This is a genomic window from Aeromonas sp. 75A (assembly GCF_051919425.1).
Taxonomy (GTDB): domain Bacteria; phylum Pseudomonadota; class Gammaproteobacteria; order Enterobacterales; family Aeromonadaceae; genus Aeromonas; species Aeromonas veronii.
The window spans coordinates 3,744,243-3,762,980 of the sequence record NZ_JBQBES010000002.1 but is presented as its reverse complement, the minus strand read 5'-3'; the positions used below and the strand labels follow the sequence as shown (position 1 = coordinate 3,762,980).

Sequence of the window (18,738 nt, the reverse complement as noted above, 5' to 3'; positions counted from 1 at the left end):
CAGCGGAGCAACCATGCATTCCTTACTCGAACGTATCAAAGCCGGCACGCTCTGGGACTTTCACGGTGGCATTCACCCCGCCGACAACAAGCTGCAATCAAGCCAGAGCCCGGTGGTAGACGCCGGTTTGCCGCCACGCCTGATTATTCCGCTGCGCCAGCACGCAGGCCCCGCCGGCGATCTGCTGGTGCAGGTGGGCGACAAGGTCAAAAAAGGGCAACCGCTGACCCGGTATGCCAAGGGGCGGGTCGTCCCTGTCCATGCCTCTACCTCCGGCACCATCACCGAGATTGGCAACCACACGGTTGCCCACCCCTCCGGGCTCGGCGATCTCTGCGTCATTCTCACCCCCGATGGAGAGGATGAGTGGGGCGAGCGCAATGGCAAACCCGATTACTGGAATCTGGAGCGGGGCGAGCTGCTCGAACGCATCCAGCAGGCGGGGGTAGCGGGCCTTGGCGGCGCCGTGTTCCCCACTCACAGCAAACTCGACGGCCGCGGCCAGCTCACCGAGATCCTGATCGTCAACGGGCTGGAGTGCGAACCCTATATCACCACCGACGATCGGCTGATGCAGCAGTACGCCGACGAGATCATGGATGGCATCCGGGTGCTCAAGCACCTGCTCAAACCGAAACTCACCCTGATCGGGGTGGAAGACAACAAGCCCGAGGCGATCGAGCAGCTGACCCGCCACGCCACCGATGAAGATGTGCTGGTCAAGACGGTGCCGACCAAGTACCCCTCTGGCGGTGCCAAGCAGACCATCGAACTGCTCACCGGCCGTCAGGTGCCCAAAGGCGGCCGCGCGGTCGATATCGGCATCATGGTGCTCAACGTCGCCACCGTGTTTGCCATCAAGCGCGCCATTATCGACGGCGAACCGCTGATCGAGCGGATCGTCACCCTCACCGGCGACAGCTTCAAGAAACCTGGCAACGCCTGGGTACGCCTGGGTACGCCGGTGCGCTGGCTGTTGCAGCGTTTCGAACTGCAACCGGAAGCGGAGCAGCGGGTGATCATGGGTGGCCCCATGATGGGCTTTACCCTGCCCCACGCGATGGTGCCGGTGGTCAAGGCTACCAACTGCCTGCTCGCGCCGACGCAGGCCGAACTACCCGCCCCCGGCCCGGAGCAGCCCTGCATCCGTTGCAGCGCCTGCGCCGATGCCTGCCCGGCCACTCTGCTGCCGCAAGAGCTCTACTGGTACAGCCGGGCCAAGGAGTATGACAAGGCCGAGAAGCTCAACCTGATGGACTGCATCGAGTGCGGCGCCTGCGCCTGGGTCTGCCCCAGCGAGATCCCGCTGGTGCAGTACTACAAGATCGCCAAAGACGACATTCGCGAAGCCCGTGCCGAGGCCGAAAAAGCCGAACGCGCCAAGCAGCGTTTCGAGGCGAAGCAGGCCCGTTTCGAGCGGGAGAAAGCGGCCCGCGAAGCGCGCCACGCCGAAGCCGCCGCCCAGCGCCGTCAAACCATGACGGCCGCAGGCGGGGAAGATCCGGTGGCAGCGGCTCTCGCCCGTATCAAGGCCAAGCAGGATGCCCCCATCACCGCCATTGCAGCCACCGCCGAGGGCTTGCCTGACAATAGCGCCGTGATCGCCGCCCGCGAAGCCCGCAAACGGGAAGCGGAAGCGCGCCGAGCCGCCAAGCTGGCGGAAAGCGCAAACAGCGAAACAGTCGCTGCGCCGCAATCCGCCGAAGCGGTTGACCCCGCCAGCGATCCCAAGAAAGCGGCCATCGCCGCCGCACTGGCCCGCGCCAAGGCCAAGAAAGCCGCACAAGCTGGCGATAGCGCCGAGCCTGTGGCTGCCGAAGCCGTTGCTGCGCCTGCGGTAGATGCTGATCAGCAAAAAGCAGAGGTTGATCCGAAAAAGGCAGCAATTGCCGCCGCCATTGCCCGTGCCAAAGCCAAAAAGGCTGAGGCCAGTGGCGAGCCGGTAAGCGCAGCCAACAGCGTGACCGCCGAGGCTGGCACGCAAAGCGATGCGCCATCTGCTGTCAGCGAAGCGGTCGATCCCAAGAAGGCGGCAATTGCTGCTGCCATCGCCCGTGCCAAGGCCAAAAAGCTGGCCCAGCAGGGCGACAGCGCCGGTGCTGAAGGTGCGCAGAGTGAGCCAGCTGCCAACGCACAGACCCGCGATGATACAGTAGCCAAGAGCGAAGTAACCACCAGCCAAAGCGATACGGCTGCAAGTGAAGCGGTCGATCCCAAGAAGGCCGCTATCGCCGCAGCCATCGCCCGGGCCAAGGCCAAAAAGCTGGCCCAGCAGGGCGAAAGTGCCGGTGCTGAGGGTGCGCAGAGTGAGCCAACTGCCAGCGAGGAGACCCGCGACGTGGCGGTAGCCAAGAGCGAAGTAACCACCAGCCAAAGCGATACGGCTGCAAGTGCAGCGGTCGATCCCAAGAAGGCCGCTATCGCCGCTGCCATCGCCCGGGCCAAGGCCAAAAAGCTGGCCCAGCAGGGCGAAAGTGCCGGTGCTGAGGGTGCGCAGAGTGAGCCAACTGCCAGCGCACAGACCCGCGACGTGACGGTAGCCAAGAGCGAAGTAACCACCAGCCAAAGCGATACGGCTGCAAGCGAAGCTGTCGATCCCAAGAAAGCCGCTATCGCCGCAGCCATCGCCCGAGCCAAGGCCAAAAAACTGGCCCAGCAGAGCGAGCGTATCAGTGCAGAGGTAGAAAATGCCGGTACTCAATTAGAGAGTGCCGGAACTGAGGGGGAGCGCGCACCGGCCGAGCCGATGCAAAGCGATGCAGCCAGCAGTGAGCAACCACTTGCCGTCACTGCCGTGCCTGAAGCGAACGCCCCTGCGGCTGATGCCCCGGTTGATCCGAAAAAAGCGGCCATTGCAGCCGCGGTGGCCCGCGCCAAGGCGAAGAAGCTGGCGGCCGAGGCAGCCAGAGCCGCCGGGACCGCCGCTGAAGATGTCCCGTCAGCCGACCGAACAACCACAAGGTAATCGACAGACTCATGTTCAATATTGCGACTGCGCCGTTTGCCCATAACCGCAAACAGACCCGAACCCTGATGCTGCTGGTGATCCTGGCCTGCGTGCCGGGCTTGCTGGCCCAGACCTGGTTCTTCGGCTGGGGCTCCTTTATCCAGATCCTGCTGGCGTTGGTGACCGCGCTGCTGTGCGAGGCGCTGGTGCTCAAGCTGCGGGGCCGCGCCATCAAGCCTGCCCTGATGGATGGCAGTGCGGCGCTCACCGCCGTGCTGATCGGTCTCTCCCTGCCGCCGCTGCTGCCATGGTGGATGCTGGTGGTGGGCACTGCCTTTGCCATCATTGTCGCCAAGCACCTTTACGGCGGACTGGGCCAGAACCTGTTCAACCCGGCCATGGTCGCCTATGTGCTGCTGCTGGTCTCCTTCCCGGTGCAGATGACCAGCTGGCTGCCGCCGGAGAGCGTGCGCGCCTACAGCCTCGGTTTTGGCGATGCGGCGTCGGTGATCTTCACCGGCTTTAGCCTCGACGGCTACAGCATGGCCCAGCTCAAGCAGGGGGTGGATGGTCTCACCATGGCAACTCCCCTCGATACCCTGAAAACCGGCCTGACTCAGGGGCTCACCACCGGCGAGATCCTGAGCGGCCCGCTGTTTGAGGGTTGGGGCGGCATCGGCTGGAGCTGGGTCAACCTCGGCTATCTGCTGGGCGGCCTCTTCCTGCTGCAGCAGAAGGTGATCAACTGGCGCATTCCCACCGCGATTCTCGGTGCCCTGCTGGCGGCCTCCACCATCGGCTATCTGGTGAGCCCGGATGCGACTGCCACGCCCATGTTCCATCTATTCAGCGGCGCGACTATGCTGGGGGCCTTCTTTATCGCCACCGATCCGGTCAGCGCCTGCACCACGCCGCGCGGCCGACTGGTCTATGGCGTGCTGATCGGGGTGCTGGTCTACATCATCCGCCGCTTTGGCGGCTATCCGGATGCGTTCGCCTTCGCCGTGCTGCTGGCCAACCTTTGTGTGCCGTTTATTGACAGCCTGACTCGCCCGAAAGTGTATGGAGCCCGTCGCCAATGATGTTTCTGCCCTTTTCCCCCATCACAGCTGATGGAGCCCGGACATGTTAAAGAGCATGCGCAAGAACGGCCTAATTCTGGCGATGTTCGCGCTCGGCTGTACCGCGCTGGTGGTACTGACCAACGAGCTGACCAAGGATAAAATCGCCCACCAGCAACAGCTGGAGAAGCAGCAGACCCTCTCGGTATTGCTGCCGGAGGGGAGCTATGACAACGATCTGGTGGCCAGCTGCAAGCAGGTGACCAGCAGGAAGTATCTGGGCAGCGATCAGCCGCAAGCCCTCTATACCGCCAGCAAAAATGGCGTGGTAACCGGCTATGCGCTGGAGGCCATCGCGCCGGATGGCTACAGCGGTGCCATCCGTATCGTGGCGGGCTTTGATGCCAAGGGCACCATCACCGCCGTGCGCGTGCTCGCTCACAACGAGACCCCGGGCCTCGGTGACAAGATCGAGCTGAAGAAATCGGACTGGATCAACAGCTTTGCCGGAAAATTCCTGACCCATGACAACGAGCCCCAGTGGGCGGTGAAGAAGGATGGCGGCGAGTTTGATGCTTTTACCGGCGCCACCATCACCCCGCGAGCCGTGGTCAAGGCAGTGAAGAACCTGCTGAAACTGCAGCAGGAGCAACCCGAACTGCTCAGCAACGCCCCGGCTTGTCCGGCGGCGAACTAACGGAGTCGAGCCATCATGAACCAGATGGAACAGATTGAAACGGGCGCAACCCCGATTGCCGAGCTGGAAAGCCGCAAGGGCGAGCTCAAGGAGCTGATGAGTCAGGGGCTGTGGAAGAACAACCCCTCGCTGGTGCAGGTGCTGGGCCTCTGCCCGACCCTCGCCGTCTCCTCCACCTTTACCAATGCGCTGGGGCTGGGCCTTGCCACCATGGCGGTGCTGGTCTGCTCCAACCTCGCCGTCTCGCTGGTGCGCAACTGGGTGCCGAAGGATATTCGCATCCCGGTCTATGTGATGATCATCGCCTCGCTGGTGACCAGCGTGCAGCTGCTGATGAACGCCTACACCTATGGCCTCTATCAGGCACTCGGCATCTTTATCGCCCTCATCGTCACCAACTGCGTCATCATCGGCCGTGCCGAGGCCTATGCCTCCAAGAATCCGCCGCTGCTGGCGGCCCTCGACGGCCTGATGATGGGCCTTGGTTTTACCCTGGTGCTGCTGGTACTGGGCGGCATGCGCGAGATCATCGGCATGGGCACCCTGTTTGATGGCGCCGAGCTGCTGCTGGGCGAGTGGGCCAAATCCCTGCGTATCGAGCTGTTTCATGCCGATGCCAGCCTGTTGCTGGCGATTTTGCCGCCGGGCGGCTTTATCGGGTTGGGACTGTTGATCGCCGCCAAGAACGCCATCAACGACTGGCGGGACCGCAAACAGGCCGCTACCGTGGCCCACTGCAACGTTGCCCCGGCCCGCGTCCGGGCGACCGAGCTATGACACCACGCGAGGCTGCATGAACAACCAGAAACGCAGAGAGATACTGGAGCGACTGCGGGAGCACAATCCCCACCCCACCACCGAGCTCAACTTCAACTCGCCGTTCGAGCTCTTGATAGCCGTGCTGCTCTCGGCGCAGGCGACCGATGTCAGCGTCAACAAGGCGACCGACAAGCTCTATCCTGTGGCCAACACCCCGCAAGCGATGCTGGAGCTCGGGGTGGACGGGCTCAAGGAGTACATCAAGACCATTGGCCTCTTCAACACCAAGGCCGAGAACGTCATCAAGACCTGCGCCATCCTGCTGGAGCGCCATGGCGGCGAGGTGCCGGAGAACCGCGAAGCGCTGGAGGCCCTGCCGGGCGTCGGCCGCAAGACCGCCAACGTGGTGCTCAACACCGCCTTTGGCTGGCCCACCATCGCCGTCGATACCCATATCTTCCGGGTCTCCAACCGCACCGGCTTTGCGGTAGGCAAGAACGTGGATCAGGTGGAGGAGAAGCTGCTCAAAGTGGTACCCGCCGAGTTCAAGCTGGATGTCCACCACTGGCTCATCCTGCACGGGCGTTACACCTGTCTGGCTCGCAAGCCCCGTTGTGGTTCCTGTATCATTGAGGACTTGTGCGAGTACAAAGAGAAGGTCTATCCAGAAAGCTGATAGCCTCGCAACCGAGATTGAAAGCAGTACACATCACCAACCCGGAGAACTGAGCAATGAGAATTCTGCATACCATGCTGCGTGTCGGCGATCTGCAACGCTCCATCGACTTCTACACCCGCGTCCTTGGCATGAAGCTGCTGCGCAAGAGCGAGAACAGCGAGTACAAGTACACCCTGGCCTTCGTCGGCTACGGTGACGAGAAGGATGAAGCGGTGATCGAGCTGACCTACAACTGGGGGGTGAGCGAGTACGAACTGGGCTCCGCCTACGGCCACATCGCGCTGGAAGCGGACGACATCTACGCCACCTGCGAAGCGCTGCGCGCCGCCGGTGCCAAGATCACCCGCGAACCGGGCCCGGTTAAAGGCGGCACCACCGTCATCGCCTTCGTCGAAGATCCGGACGGTTACAAGATTGAACTGATCGCCAAGAAAGATGCCGGTACCGGCCTGGGTGACAGCTTCTAAGCTTCCAGATTCCGCTGCCGAATGGCAGGATCAAAAAAGAGCGCAGATGCGCTCTTTTTTATGCCTCTTTGCCGGGGACGGCGCTAGATCTCGCCATTGCGCCCCATGCTGATCACCACCCGCCGGTTCTTGGCACGACCCTGTTCGGTTTCGTTGGAGGCAACGTGCTGCTTCTCGCCATGCCCCTCCACCGAGATCTTGCCGGGATCTATCCCCAGATCGACAAACACCTTCTTGATGGCATCGGCCCGTTTCTCGGATAGCTTCAGGTTCGGCCAGCGGCCGCCGTAACTGTCGCTGTAAGCATCGATCACCACCACGCCGATGCTCTTGTCCGCCTTGATAAACTCGCTGATCATCGCCAGCCGCCGCTTGGAGGGGATGGAGAGCTGATCGCTGTTCTTGTCATAGGTGAGCACGCTAAAGGCGATGTCGTTGAAGCTGTAGGGCAAGAGCCCGCTCAGACAGTCGATAAAGGCCTGATACTTCACCCGAAAGTTGACAGACGAAAGCGACACCCGCACCGCGCGGTTCTGGCGATACCAGTCCCGATACTGGAAGGTCGGCATCCGTCCCCCCTCCAGCTCGTCGAGCATGGTCCAGGCAGTTTGCCCCTCCACCAGCCCATCGAACTGCTGATAGAAGCGCAGTTGACTCACTTCTCGCCCGGCGATGCCCGGGCGCCATACCGGCGGCATGATGCCAAGGCTCACCGTCTGGGTCTGGGCCTGTGGCCGCTTGCCCTTGAGCTCGAAGTCGAGGTTGATCTTGCGCCCGGCGCGGCTGACAAAGGCCCCCGTTCCCCAGTTGGGGATCGGGTGTTCGAGGCGACACTCAATCTGGGTATCGGAGATCAAACGCCAGACGGATTGATCCAGACCGGCACCAAATTCGGTGACCCCAGCCTGTAACTGCATACTCACGGATATGCTGACCAACCCCAACACCCAAGCGTTCAATTGCTTGCCCTCCACACGATCTCACAAGAGATATCGGCGGCAAGAGGCCAAGCTTTAGCGACAAACTGCAAAGGCGTGCCGTTGGTGTGGCAAAGGCTTGCCTCTCAGCGGCAACCGACCACAAGCGGCGCTTATTCCCCCCTCTTAGCTCCGTGCCAACCGGCAGGAAGCTCGCTACAGTAAAATCAGGGCAACCAGAAGCAGCTTATCGGGAACCACACTCATGCACCGCTCTTGCTTCTCTTTATGGCAGATGTTGTTGCCAATGCTGCTGGCGCTATCCGGCGGCGCCGTCAAAGCTGCAACACAGGATCAGGAGTGGGCACAGGAACGCGCCAATGCGGTGCTTTCGCTGATGACCTTCACCGTGGTGCCCGACATCACCGCCAGCAACCTCGATATCGGCAGCGGCACCAATCAATCTGCCGCCCTCAACATGACCCAGATCGGTGGCGGCGCAACCATGAGCGAAGCCGTGCCCATCTATCTGGAAGGGGCGATCGGCTTTAGCCGCTACGATCCCCAGTTTGTGGTGAGCAACGGCACCGAAAGCCGCACCCTCCCGACCAAGTGGAACAGCCTGACAGCTTCGGGCGGGATCGGCTGGGATATCGCCCTCCATGAAGACCCGCGCGGTGGCCACTGGGTGCTGCGCCCTATCGCCAACGTCTCGCTCGGTACCATGGCCAGCGATCTGCGGATCGGCAACTGGCTGCTGGAGCGCACCAAGGGCTACTCGCTGGATTTTCTCGATGGTGGGCAGCTCAATATGTACGGACTGGGAGGCTCGCTGATGCTCGACTACGAGCTCTTTTCAAAGGCGCAGGATATCGATGTCGAAGTGCGCTACTCCTACCAGCACCTGCAGAGCTTTGGCGGTACCTCGACCAGCGTCCGTGGTCACGCCGAAGCGGAGAACCTCGGTCTCTATCTGCGCCGCCGGGCCCCGCTATTCCACTGGACCCTGCTTGACAGTCCGGTACGCTATGTACTGGAAGGGGCCCATACCGCATATCTGGGGGAGCAGCGGGGGTTGCTTGGATTTGACTCCCTCAACTCTATCGGCGCCGGTCTGGAGCTGGACAGCAGCAAGTACGACATCATCGTCACCCGTACCCGGCTGGTTGCCCGCTATATGTTCAGCCACAACACCAGCGGTTATTCCATCGGGTTGGCCATGAGTTTCTAAGTCGTTATATTTTCCTGCCACGAGTGGGCAATCCTCAGGGAAAGTACAGTAACACTCCGGATAATTATGCCCGTATTGATAGAAAATTTATTGAACCATCCCCGCTCATATTTCTCACCACCCAGCCATATCAGGTAAAAATATCTTCCTGCTGGCAGGCCAAATTTTCCACCCTCACACACAGAATATTGTAGTTTTTATCTGTATATTTACGGTGCGCAATGGCTCAGTGGCCCAGTGATGTCGCCAGCCTGCGCCCGCTTGCAACAGAAAAAATACAAAACGCCCGACATCACAGACCGACGGCCAACTTTATCGATATCCATAAGGAACCAAACCGGAGGTCCCCCATCATTTTCACAGTGACTTGAGTCGCTCCTAACTCATTGTTTTAAATGATTTATAGTTTTTCATATTTTATGAATCCAATTAATCCTGTTTTATTTTACTTACATCACCCGACTGCTAAATTTGGCGTCATCCCGGCAGGACGAGGCGCACTGAAACGACTGACTGCGGGCTACCGATAACAGGTGTGCAATGAGCACAGAAATAACGTTCAGGCATAGCAACCGTTATTTTGACGACATCACACTTGCTGATCCTTGTTGATTTGAGGTTATCTGATGAAAAAAACGCTGCTTGCTCTCTCTGTATTGGTCATGACCGGAACCGCATATGCAGGGGTGCCTGATTTATCCGCCATTTGTCCTGGACATATTAATCTTCGCGTCGAAGATGGCACGGCTTATATCAATAGCCAGCAAGTTCCACTTAAAAAAGTGAATTCAAATTTCTACGAGGCGAGCAAGGAGCGCACCACCCTCTCCATGGTGAAAAATGGCGACTGGGGCATCACCTATTTTGTCAAAAATGGCGACAGCGGCGCCTGCCAGCTCAATGACGATGAGAACGATGACGACGGCGATGATAATGAAATCGCCAGTAGCAGTGCCTACAACGGCAGCACTGCACAAACCAAGGTTGCCGAGAACGCCTGCATGAACGCCGTCGCCAGAAAAGCGGGCGTCAGCCGCAGCAAACTGACCCTCGACTATGTGGCCGACTCCCAGGCGGGGATGATGATTGACATCAAAGGGCCCCATGACCGGCTCTGGCACTGCCTCACCGACGCCCGCGGCCATATTTCTGGCATCAATCAGGACTGATTTCGAGCCACGGCTCAACGGGGCCCACACCGACCGTGGGGCTCCACCCCTTATCCATTGCAATTATTTGATACAGGTAAATGAAGATGAAATCCAAACAGACTCTGCTCAATGTCGCCCTCGGTTGCCTGCTGGCGGTCGGTATCTCCGGCTGCGCCGTGGCCAAAACCCATCACGGCCACAAGACCCATGCCCAAGCGCACGCTCAGGAAGGGGCCGTGCAGTATGGCGACGAGAGCCCGTGGGCTGGCAACTATAAAGCGGTCACTGACGATGGCCGCACCGTGGCCGAAATTCACGTCGATACCACAGGGGAAACCTATATCGATGGCAATCAGGTAAAACCAAGTCACAGCGGCAGCGACTACCTGAAATTCAAGCAGGAGACCATCACTTACACCCTGCGCAAAAGCGGTGCCAGCTGGAAAGACAGCGATGCCGGCACCAGCGGCCGTATCCTGTTCGATTGATAATCCCGACACCGGCCTTGCCAGACACCAAGCCCCGCCAAGGGGCTTTTTTGCACCTGCGATTTACCATCAACCACAGCCCGCCCCGAAAAATCCAGCCTTGTCACAGAGTTAGTGCAATCTGTCACATATTCCTGTTGATGAAATTGTTAGGATGGTTCAGTTCGGCGCCCAATTGTCCGCATGAAACCATGATGTCGATTGCCAGCCGCAGTGGCTGGGTGATCACTGCGCCCGGAATGAAAATGACCTGCCGAACGCCAGCCAAGTATTTGCGCCACCAGTTACACCACAGGGATAGAGATTTTTGCCATGGCCAAGTTTTTGAATACCAGCGCAACCAACTACTTTCTGGAAGAACTTATCAAAGATGCCAAAGATCGTCTGATCCTGATCAGCCCCTTCCTCAAGCTCAACGACAGGATCAAGGAGCTGCTCACCGACAAGAACCGCCTCAAGATCGATGTGCGGATCGTCTATGGCAAAAGCGAGCTGCAACCGGAAGAGATCAGCTGGCTCAAAGAGCTCACCTATATCCGCACCAGCTTTTGCAAAAACCTCCATGCCAAGTGCTATCTCAATGAAGAGATGTGCATTGTCACCAGCCTCAATCTCTACGAGTTCAGTCAGGTCAATAACAACGAGATGGGGGTATTGATCCAACGCTCGGAAGATCATGACCTTTACCGTGATGCCTATGATGAAGCCCAACGGATTATCCGGGTTAGCGAAGAGGTTCGCATCACGTTGGAGCGCGTCGCAAGCAACAGTGACGAGCATGATACCTCGACCGCCAATACAGCTCCGGCACCAGCTTGTCCCAAATGCGGTACCCCTATGGTATTGCGTATCAGCAAGCGGGGGGACACCAAGGGCAATAGCTTCTGGGGCTGTCCCGGCTATCCACAATGCCGCAGCTTGCTCCCTATTGAGAACTAAGCATCGAATTAAAAATCACTTGATCCTGAAAAGATCACTAAATTCATAAATTTAAAATAAGGATGTTGTATGCCAGAGTTAGCTATCTCAGATTTCACTAATATCGCTGTTGCAACGGGCTCACCTAAAAACACAAAACTTAGACAGATCGCTCTTAGAGGTGACTACGCACACTATAAAGATTATTACTTGCAACTTAGAACAGCTATAAAGTCTCTTTTTAGCCAAAAGAGACACGTTTCATACCTGATTGACATATCACGAAGGCAAAAGGACTCTAGTAAAAAAATAAAATTTGAACGTCTCGCTCAAAATTTTATTCAATGGCAGTCAGGTAAGAAAATTGATGTCTATGCATCATTGCGCGAGTCCTTCGTTTTTAATAGTACAACTATTCATTGTAACCCCGAGCTAAGCGCATTAATAAATGGGGTTAGAACTCATGTCAAGCTCCATTTCACCGAGACACAGAGAATGACAAAGGATCGAGCGGACTACATCTGCTATTTAATGCATGAAGCAATTCAAGAGGTTGGTGCGGAATATATCGTTCTTGATTTACATTCAGGCCAAGAGTTCAGACTTACCTCTAACAGAGACAGAATGGAGGAAAAAGTGTGTCAGGAAATATTATGGATTGAGCAGAACTGGCCTATTTAACTCTTCGAGGATTATTCATGAAATGTGCACTGATCTATGATTTTGATGGAACCTTGGCTGAAGGTGATTGCGCCCAGCATGGGGTTATGCCCGAATTAGAGATAACAGATATTCCTGAATTTTGGGCTAGTGTTAAGCGTAGAGCAAAGGACGATGACGGCGATGAAATTTTAACCTATCTTGGCATGCTGGCAGAAAGGGCTCGCATGCTTAAATCTGATGTCCTTAGTACAGAAAAACTAATGATGCATGGACAATCTATCCCCCTATTCAGTGGCGTCGAGTCATGGTTTGACAGAATTGACAGGTTTGCAGAAAGTATTGACCTAGAATTAGAGCATTACATTATATCAAGCGGTCTTGATGCAATGATCAGAGGTACTTGCATTGGAAATAAATTTCGTGACATTTACGCTTGCAAGTATCACTACTCAGATGATAAGTATTACGCAACATGGCCAGCTCAAGCAATAAACTATACAACAAAGACCCAGTTTCTATTTAGAATAAACAAAGGGATACATAATTCTTGGGATAATGGAGAGGTAAACAAATTTATTGAACTTCAAGATAGAGATATCCCCTTCCAGAGGATGATATATCTTGGTGATGGTGATACAGACATTCCATCCATGAAGATGGTCAGATATCAAGGTGGTAGATCTATAGCAGTCTTTGATAACAAAAAATGGCCTTTGAAATCAACTCAAGACAAAGTTGAAAAACTCATTTCTGAAGAGAGAGCTGATTATGTTGTTCCTGCTCTGTATGATGAAGGTAGTCACCTAGATATTACTGTGAAAGGCTTGTTGAGGCTATTTAAAAGAAAGGGATAACTCTTAAATTATGTATTGATATAAATATGGGCGGCCAATTGGCCGCCCTTGATGTTTCTTAGCGAATCGTCGCCATCTGCCGCACGCAGCGTTGCTCCCTGTCATCTACCCGCTTGGCAAACCAGGCGGTGGTGAGGTTGCGGGTGATTTTCGGGCTTTTTAGCTGAATGCCGGGCAGGATGGCGCGGGGCAGTCGCTTGCCCGCTTGCTTGTCGGCCAGGGTAAAGATGCGATGGTAGAGATCGGTCTCGGCAAATTCGGCGGTATCCCCTTTACGCAGGCTCTGGTGGATCGCCTGTTTGCTCATATTGACCCGGTTGGCGAGGGTGTAGACGGCCAGCTCGGTGTTGCCCGGCAGATCCGAGTCATAGCGGATCAGATCCCCGTCCAGCGCCAGAGTTTTGCCACTCAAGCGGCTGACGGCGGCCTGAAAAGCGGCATTGCGACTGGCATACCAGCCGGCGTTGAAGTCGGCAAAGCGGTAGAGGGTATCCGGGTAGTCGACGGGATAACCGAAGATATGCTTGGTGCCAAACCAGATGCCGCCGCGACGGGTAAAGACTTCGTGGCGAATGGAATCCTTGATTGGATAGGGGTAGCCACGGGCGTTGGCCTCGGCAAAGGCGATGCTCACCTGCATCGGGCCACCGGTATGCACCGGGTTGAGGTTGCCAAACAGCGTCTTGCCCATCGGCAGCATGCTGATCATATCTTCGAAGATTTCACTCATCTCCCGTTCGGTACGCAACTTGTCGATGCGCTCGGCATAGCTCTTGCCGGTGGGCGAGTTGATGGAGAGCGCGGCCCGCACCATAAATTCGGGGATCAGCAGCTTGGCTGCCCGTGAGTTGATCTCTTTCCAGGCGATCTTGCCAAGGCCCGGCACCACGGGGTCGGCCTGATAAGTGGCTTCCTGCTCCGCCACCGCCAGCACGCTGCAGACATTGTGATCATTGACCGTCACCCCCTGGGTGGTGAGCGCCGTCACCACGTCGTTGGCCCACCCCTGTTTGTCAGGCACCTGACGGGGCAAGAAGCGCACGATGCGGCTCTTCATATCCGCCGGTTTGCGCGGCTGCATGGCAGGCGGCGTTTTGGGGTTGCTCACGCTCGCCTCTTTGGCAGGCGCGGAGGCGGGATCACTGGCACAACCGGCCAGCAACAAGGCAGCGCAGAAGGCAAGAAGACGACAGGAAGGCAAAGCGGTCATAAGCATGTCCATTTTTTGTAGGCCCTACAGGCAGCGCCGCTGGCACTGCACTGACAAGCAAAGTGGGGCCATTGTAGAGGATTGCCTGCTGCAGTTGAAACCCGCGCTCGCAGCATCCCCTCCCCTTGCCAGCTTTTGCCACCCCACGCGCCATCCGTTGTCTGCGATGAGGAAGACATGACCTTCTTCAAGGATTCACCCGGCCCGAACCGAACGGTGAGCGCCTGATAAAAAGAAACCCCCGCCATCGCTGGCGGGGGTTGGTCGTCTGGCAAGTCGGGCTGATGCCCGCTGCAAACTCTTAGCGGTTTTTCACCTTCTGGTGCAGCTCCTGCACCGAGTTGACGTTGGCGGTGGCATCCACGCTGATGGCCATGCAGGTGGCAAACGCCTCATTCATGGTGGTGGTATACGCCACCTTGTTCTGCAAGGCGGCGCGACGCAGCTGCTTGGAGTCCTGGATCGCCACTCGCCCTTCGGCGGTGTTGACGATGTAGGTGTACTCGCCATTCTTGATGCGGTCGAGAATGTGCGGGCGACCTTCGTGCACCTTGTTGACCAGGCGCGGGTTGATGCTTGCTTCACCCAGCGCGACCGCGGTGCCGTGAGTGGCATCCAGCTCGTAGCCCAGCTCCAGCAGCTTGGCGGCCAAGTCGACCACCTGCGCCTTGTCGCTGTGGCGCACCGACAACAGGGCGCGCCCCTCTTTCGGTACGGCGTGGTTGGCACCCAGCTGCGCCTTGGCATAGGCCTCGGCAAAGCTGCTGCCCACCCCCATAACCTCACCGGTAGAGCGCATCTCCGGCCCCAGCAGCGGGTCAACCCCCGGGAACTTGGCAAACGGCAGTACCACCTCTTTCACCGAGTAGTAGGGCGGGATGATCTCTTTGGTAAAGCCCTGTTCTTGCAGCGACTGACCGGCCATCACACGGGCGGCAATCTTGGCCAGCGGGGCACCGGTCGCCTTGGAGACGAACGGCACGGTACGGGCAGCACGCGGGTTCACCTCGATGAGGTAGATGTCATCGCCCTTGACCGCGAACTGCACGTTCATCAGGCCGATAACGCCGAGCTCCAGCGCCAGCTTGCGCACCTGCTCGCGGATCTCGTCCTGAATCTTCTTGGACAAGGTGTAAGGAGGCAGGGAGCAACCGGAGTCACCGGAGTGAATACCGGCCTGCTCGATGTGCTCCATGATGCCGCCGATGACCACGTCGGTTCCGTCGCAGATGGCATCCACGTCCAGCTCGGTCGCATCGTCCAGGAAGCGGTCCAGCAGTACCGGCGATTCGTTGGAGACGCTGACCGCCTCGGCGAAGTAGCGACGCAGATCCTGCTCGTCATAGACGATTTCCATGGCGCGGCCACCCAGCACGTAGGAGGGGCGAACCACCAGCGGGTAGGTAATGCGCTCGGCCAGCAGCACGGCCTGCTCCAGCGCGGTGACGGTGCCGTTTTCCGGCTGCTTGAGGCCAAGGCGCTCGACGGCAGACTGGAAGCGCTCGCGGTCTTCGGCGCGGTCGATGGCATCCGGGCTGGTACCGATAATCGGCACGCCGTTGGCTTCCAGTGCTCGGGCCAGTTTCAGCGGGGTCTGGCCACCGTACTGAACGATGACGCCCTTGGGTTTTTCGATGCGCACGATTTCCAGCACATCTTCCAGGGTCACCGGCTCGAAGTAGAGGCGATCCGAGGTGTCGTAATCGGTGGAGACGGTCTCCGGGTTGCAGTTGACCATGATGGTCTCGTAACCATCTTCGCGCAGGGCCAGCGCCGCGTGCACGCAGCAGTAGTCGAACTCGATACCCTGACCGATACGGTTCGGGCCGCCGCCGATGATCATGATCTTGTCGCGGTTGCTCGGGGCCGCTTCGCACTCCTCGTCATAGCTCGAATACATGTAGGCGGTGTTGGTGGCGAACTCGGCGGCGCAGGTATCGACCCGCTTGTAGACCGGGAAGATGTTGTGGCGGGCGCGCAGTTTGCGCACTTCCCCTTCGGCCACACCGAGGATCTTGGCCAGACGGGCATCGGCAAAGCCTTTGCGCTTGAGGGCTCGCAGGAAGTCGGCATCGAGACCGGCCATGCCGCGCTCTTTCACCTCTTCTTCCAGCTTCACCAGATCTTCAATCTGTACCAGGAACCAGGGGTCAATCTTGGTCAGCTTGAAGATGCCGTCCATGGAGAGACCGGCGCGGAACGCATCGGCGATATAGAAGATACGGTCGCTACCGGCGTCCTGCAGCTCGTGACGGATGCGGGTCAGGGAGTCCGGGGCATTGAGGTCAACCATGGGGTCGAAGCCGGTTTTGCCAGTTTCGAGGCTGCGCAGCGCCTTGTGCAGGGACTCTTGGAAGTTGCGGCCGATGGCCATCACTTCGCCGACCGACTTCATCTGGGTCGTCAGACGGTCGTTGGCACCGGCGAATTTTTCGAAGTTGAAGCGCGGCACCTTGGTGACCACATAGTCGATGGCCGGCTCGAAGGAGGCCGGAGTGCGACCGCCGGTGATGTCGTTCATCAGCTCGTCGAGGGTGTAACCGATGGCGAGCTTGGCAGCGATCTTGGCAATGGGGAAACCGGTCGCCTTGGAGGCCAGCGCAGAGGAGCGCGACACCCGCGGGTTCATCTCGATGATGACCATGCGGCCATCTTTCGGGTTGATACCGAACTGGACGTTGGAGCCGCCGGTCTCGACGCCGATTTCGCGCAGCACCGCCATGGAGGCGTTGCGCATCAGCTGGTACTCCTTGTCGGTCAGCGTCTGGGCTGGCGCGACCGTGATGGAGTCACCGGTGTGGATACCCATGGGGTCGAAGTTTTCGATGGCGCAGACGATGATGCAGTTGTCGTTGCGATCCCGCACCACTTCCATCTCGTACTCTTTCCAGCCGATCAGCGACTCGTCGATGAGCAGCTCTTTGGTCGGCGACAAGTCCAGACCGCGCTCGCAGATCTCGACGAACTCTTCGGTGTTGTAGGCGATGCCGCCGCCGGAGCCGCCCATGGTAAAGGAGGGACGGATGATGCAGGGGAAGCCGACCATCTGCTGCACGCCCCACGCCTCTTCCATGTTGTGGGCGATACCGGCACGCGGGCACTCGAGGCCAATGCTGCGCATCGCCTTGTCAAAACGGGAGCGGTCTTCGGCCTTGTCGATGGCGTCGGCGGTGGCACCGATCATCTCGACACCGAACTCGGCCAGCACGCCATGCTTCTCCAGTGCCAGTGCGCAGTTAAGCGCAGTCTGGCCGCCCATGGTGGGCAGGATGGCGTCCGGGCGCTCTTTCTTGATGATTTCGCGCACCACTTCCCAGGTGATGGGCTCGATGTAGGTGGCGTCAGCCATCTCCGGGTCGGTCATGATGGTGGCCGGGTTGGAGTTGACCAGAATAACGCGGTAGCCCTCCTCGCGCAGGGCTTTGCACGCCTGGGCGCCGGAGTAGTCAAATTCGCAGGCTTGGCCGATGACGATGGGGCCGGCGCCGAGGATCAGGATGCTCTGAAGGTCATTACGTTTTGGCATGAAACTCTTTCCTCTATTTCTTAGGCGCGATACTGCTTAATCAATTCAATAAAGTGGTCAAAGAGACCGGCACAGTCGTGCGGGCCCGGGCTCGCTTCGGGGTGCCCCTGGAAGCTGAAGGCCGGACGGTCGGTGCGATGGATACCTTGCAGGGAACCATCGAACAGGGAGACGTGGGTGGCGCGCAGGCAATCCGGCAGGCTGTTCTCGTCTACCGCAAAGCCGTGGTTCTGAGCGGTGATCATGACGGTGTTGTCATCGAGGCTCTTCACCGGATGGTTGGCGCCGTGGTGGCCAAACTTCATCTTGACGGTCTTGGCACCGGAGGCCAGACCCAGCAGCTGGTGACCCAGACAGATGCCGAACACCGGCGTGTTGGTATTAAGGAAAGCCTTGATGGCCTCGATGGCGTAGTCGCACGGCTCGGGGTCGCCAGGGCCGTTGGAGAGGAAGATGCCATCCGGGTTCATTGCCAGTACCTCGGCGGGCGGGGTCTTGGCAGGCACCACGGTCAGGCGGCAGCCACGGTCAACCAGCATCCGCAGGATGTTGCGCTTGACGCCAAAGTCATAGGCTACCACGTGGTATTTCAGCTGGTCGGCATCCGGGGTGACGTGCCCCTTGCCAAGCTGCCAGCTCCCTTCGGTCCAGTTGTACGCTTCACCAACCGTCACCTCTTTGGCCAGATCCATCCCCTTCAGACCGGGGAAGGCGCGGGCCTGCTCGAGGGCATAGGCTTCATCGACCTGTTTCCCGGCCAGAATGCAGCCAGCCTGAGCGCCTTTCTCGCGCAGGATGCGGGTCAGTTTGCGGGTGTCGATGTCGGCGATGCCAACGATGTTGTGAGACTTGAGGTATTCGGAGAGGGATTGCTGATTGCGGAAATTGGAGGCAAGTATCGGAAGGTCCCGGATGATCAATCCCTGAGCATGGATCTGACTGGACTCTTCATCTTCGCTGTTGGTGCCGGTGTTGCCTATATGGGGGTAAGTGAGGGTGACTATCTGACGGGAATAAGAGGGATCGGTGAGGATTTCCTGATAGCCCGTCATCGACGTATTGAAAACCACTTCACCAACGGAACATCCCTCGGCGCCTATCGACACGCCTTTGAACACAGTTCCATCTTCCAGCACTAGCAATGCAGTGTGATTCAAGACAACCTCCAGT

Annotated in this window: 16 protein-coding genes; 12 read left to right on the top strand and 4 right to left on the bottom strand. The window is 58.3% G+C overall.

From position 1 onward, the window contains the following. Positions 1-13: 13 nt before the first annotated feature. From rsxC to gloA, 6 genes are read left to right on the top strand one after another with little or no spacing between them, the layout of a single operon-like run. Positions 14-2,965, top strand: a complete 2,952-nt coding sequence (gene rsxC / locus ACTG2T_RS17530; RefSeq protein WP_439973803.1) for an electron transport complex subunit RsxC — start codon at positions 14-16, stop codon at positions 2,963-2,965. A gap of 11 nt (positions 2,966-2,976) precedes the next feature. Beyond that, entirely contained in the window at positions 2,977-4,029 is a 1,053-nt protein-coding gene (gene rsxD / locus ACTG2T_RS17525) for an electron transport complex subunit RsxD (protein ID WP_005337606.1), read from the top strand. A gap of 43 nt (positions 4,030-4,072) precedes the next feature. Beyond that, on the top strand, positions 4,073-4,705 hold the full coding sequence (gene rsxG, locus ACTG2T_RS17520; protein ID WP_005359614.1) for an electron transport complex subunit RsxG: 633 nt from the start codon (positions 4,073-4,075) through the stop codon (positions 4,703-4,705). Between the two features lie 15 nt (positions 4,706-4,720). Further along, positions 4,721-5,482 (top strand): electron transport complex subunit E, encoded by a 762-nt coding sequence (locus ACTG2T_RS17515; RefSeq protein ID WP_005350792.1) that lies wholly within the window; start codon positions 4,721-4,723, stop codon positions 5,480-5,482. 16 nt (positions 5,483-5,498) lie between these two features. Beyond that, positions 5,499-6,140, top strand: coding sequence for an endonuclease III (gene nth, locus ACTG2T_RS17510; protein ID WP_244774162.1), 642 nt, complete (start codon positions 5,499-5,501; stop codon positions 6,138-6,140). 56 nt (positions 6,141-6,196) lie between these two features. Continuing rightward, positions 6,197-6,610, top strand: a complete 414-nt coding sequence (gene gloA, locus ACTG2T_RS17505; protein ID WP_005337610.1) for a lactoylglutathione lyase — start codon at positions 6,197-6,199, stop codon at positions 6,608-6,610. An 83-nt stretch (positions 6,611-6,693) separates the two neighbouring features. Here gloA and ACTG2T_RS17500 read toward each other — a convergent pair whose 3' ends face one another. Then, positions 6,694-7,569 carry a flagellar protein MotY gene (locus ACTG2T_RS17500; protein ID WP_330124857.1) on the bottom strand — a complete coding sequence of 292 codons (876 nt, stop codon included), beginning with the start codon at positions 7,567-7,569 and terminating at the stop codon, positions 6,694-6,696. A 265-nt stretch (positions 7,570-7,834) separates the two neighbouring features. Between ACTG2T_RS17500 and ACTG2T_RS17495 the strand changes: the two genes are divergently transcribed. From ACTG2T_RS17495 to ACTG2T_RS17470, 6 genes are all read left to right on the top strand, one after another. After that, on the top strand, positions 7,835-8,758 hold the full coding sequence (locus tag ACTG2T_RS17495; RefSeq protein WP_330124863.1) for an autotransporter domain-containing protein: 924 nt from the start codon (positions 7,835-7,837) through the stop codon (positions 8,756-8,758). A 626-nt stretch (positions 8,759-9,384) separates the two neighbouring features. Beyond that, positions 9,385-9,927 carry a hypothetical protein gene (locus ACTG2T_RS17490; protein WP_330124856.1) on the top strand — a complete coding sequence of 181 codons (543 nt, stop codon included), beginning with the start codon at positions 9,385-9,387 and terminating at the stop codon, positions 9,925-9,927. Positions 9,928-10,013: 86 nt separating this feature from the next. Then, the gene (locus ACTG2T_RS17485; RefSeq protein ID WP_042056543.1) at positions 10,014-10,397 is read left to right on the top strand and encodes a hypothetical protein; all 384 of its coding nucleotides are present in this window, start codon (positions 10,014-10,016) and stop codon (positions 10,395-10,397) included. 312 nt (positions 10,398-10,709) lie between these two features. Further along, positions 10,710-11,336 carry a phospholipase D family protein gene (locus ACTG2T_RS17480; RefSeq protein WP_021230635.1) on the top strand — a complete coding sequence of 209 codons (627 nt, stop codon included), beginning with the start codon at positions 10,710-10,712 and terminating at the stop codon, positions 11,334-11,336. A gap of 69 nt (positions 11,337-11,405) precedes the next feature. Continuing rightward, positions 11,406-11,996, top strand: a complete 591-nt coding sequence (locus ACTG2T_RS17475; RefSeq protein ID WP_330124855.1) for a hypothetical protein — start codon at positions 11,406-11,408, stop codon at positions 11,994-11,996. A 17-nt stretch (positions 11,997-12,013) separates the two neighbouring features. Continuing rightward, the gene (locus tag ACTG2T_RS17470) at positions 12,014-12,832 is read left to right on the top strand and encodes an HAD family hydrolase (RefSeq protein ID WP_021230633.1); all 819 of its coding nucleotides are present in this window, start codon (positions 12,014-12,016) and stop codon (positions 12,830-12,832) included. Positions 12,833-12,890: 58 nt separating this feature from the next. Here ACTG2T_RS17470 and ACTG2T_RS17465 read toward each other — a convergent pair whose 3' ends face one another. The 3 genes from ACTG2T_RS17465 to carA form a co-directional block, all read right to left on the bottom strand. Continuing rightward, positions 12,891-14,042, bottom strand: a complete 1,152-nt coding sequence (locus ACTG2T_RS17465; protein WP_100646200.1) for a DUF1615 domain-containing protein — start codon at positions 14,040-14,042, stop codon at positions 12,891-12,893. 301 nt (positions 14,043-14,343) lie between these two features. Further along, positions 14,344-17,568 (bottom strand): carbamoyl-phosphate synthase large subunit, encoded by a 3,225-nt coding sequence (carB, locus tag ACTG2T_RS17460; protein WP_005337626.1) that lies wholly within the window; start codon positions 17,566-17,568, stop codon positions 14,344-14,346. Between the two features lie 20 nt (positions 17,569-17,588). Continuing rightward, a complete protein-coding gene (gene carA / locus ACTG2T_RS17455) occupies positions 17,589-18,725 on the bottom strand; it encodes a glutamine-hydrolyzing carbamoyl-phosphate synthase small subunit (protein ID WP_330124854.1) in 1,137 nt (378 codons plus the stop codon). Between the last annotated feature and the right edge of the window lie 13 nt (positions 18,726-18,738).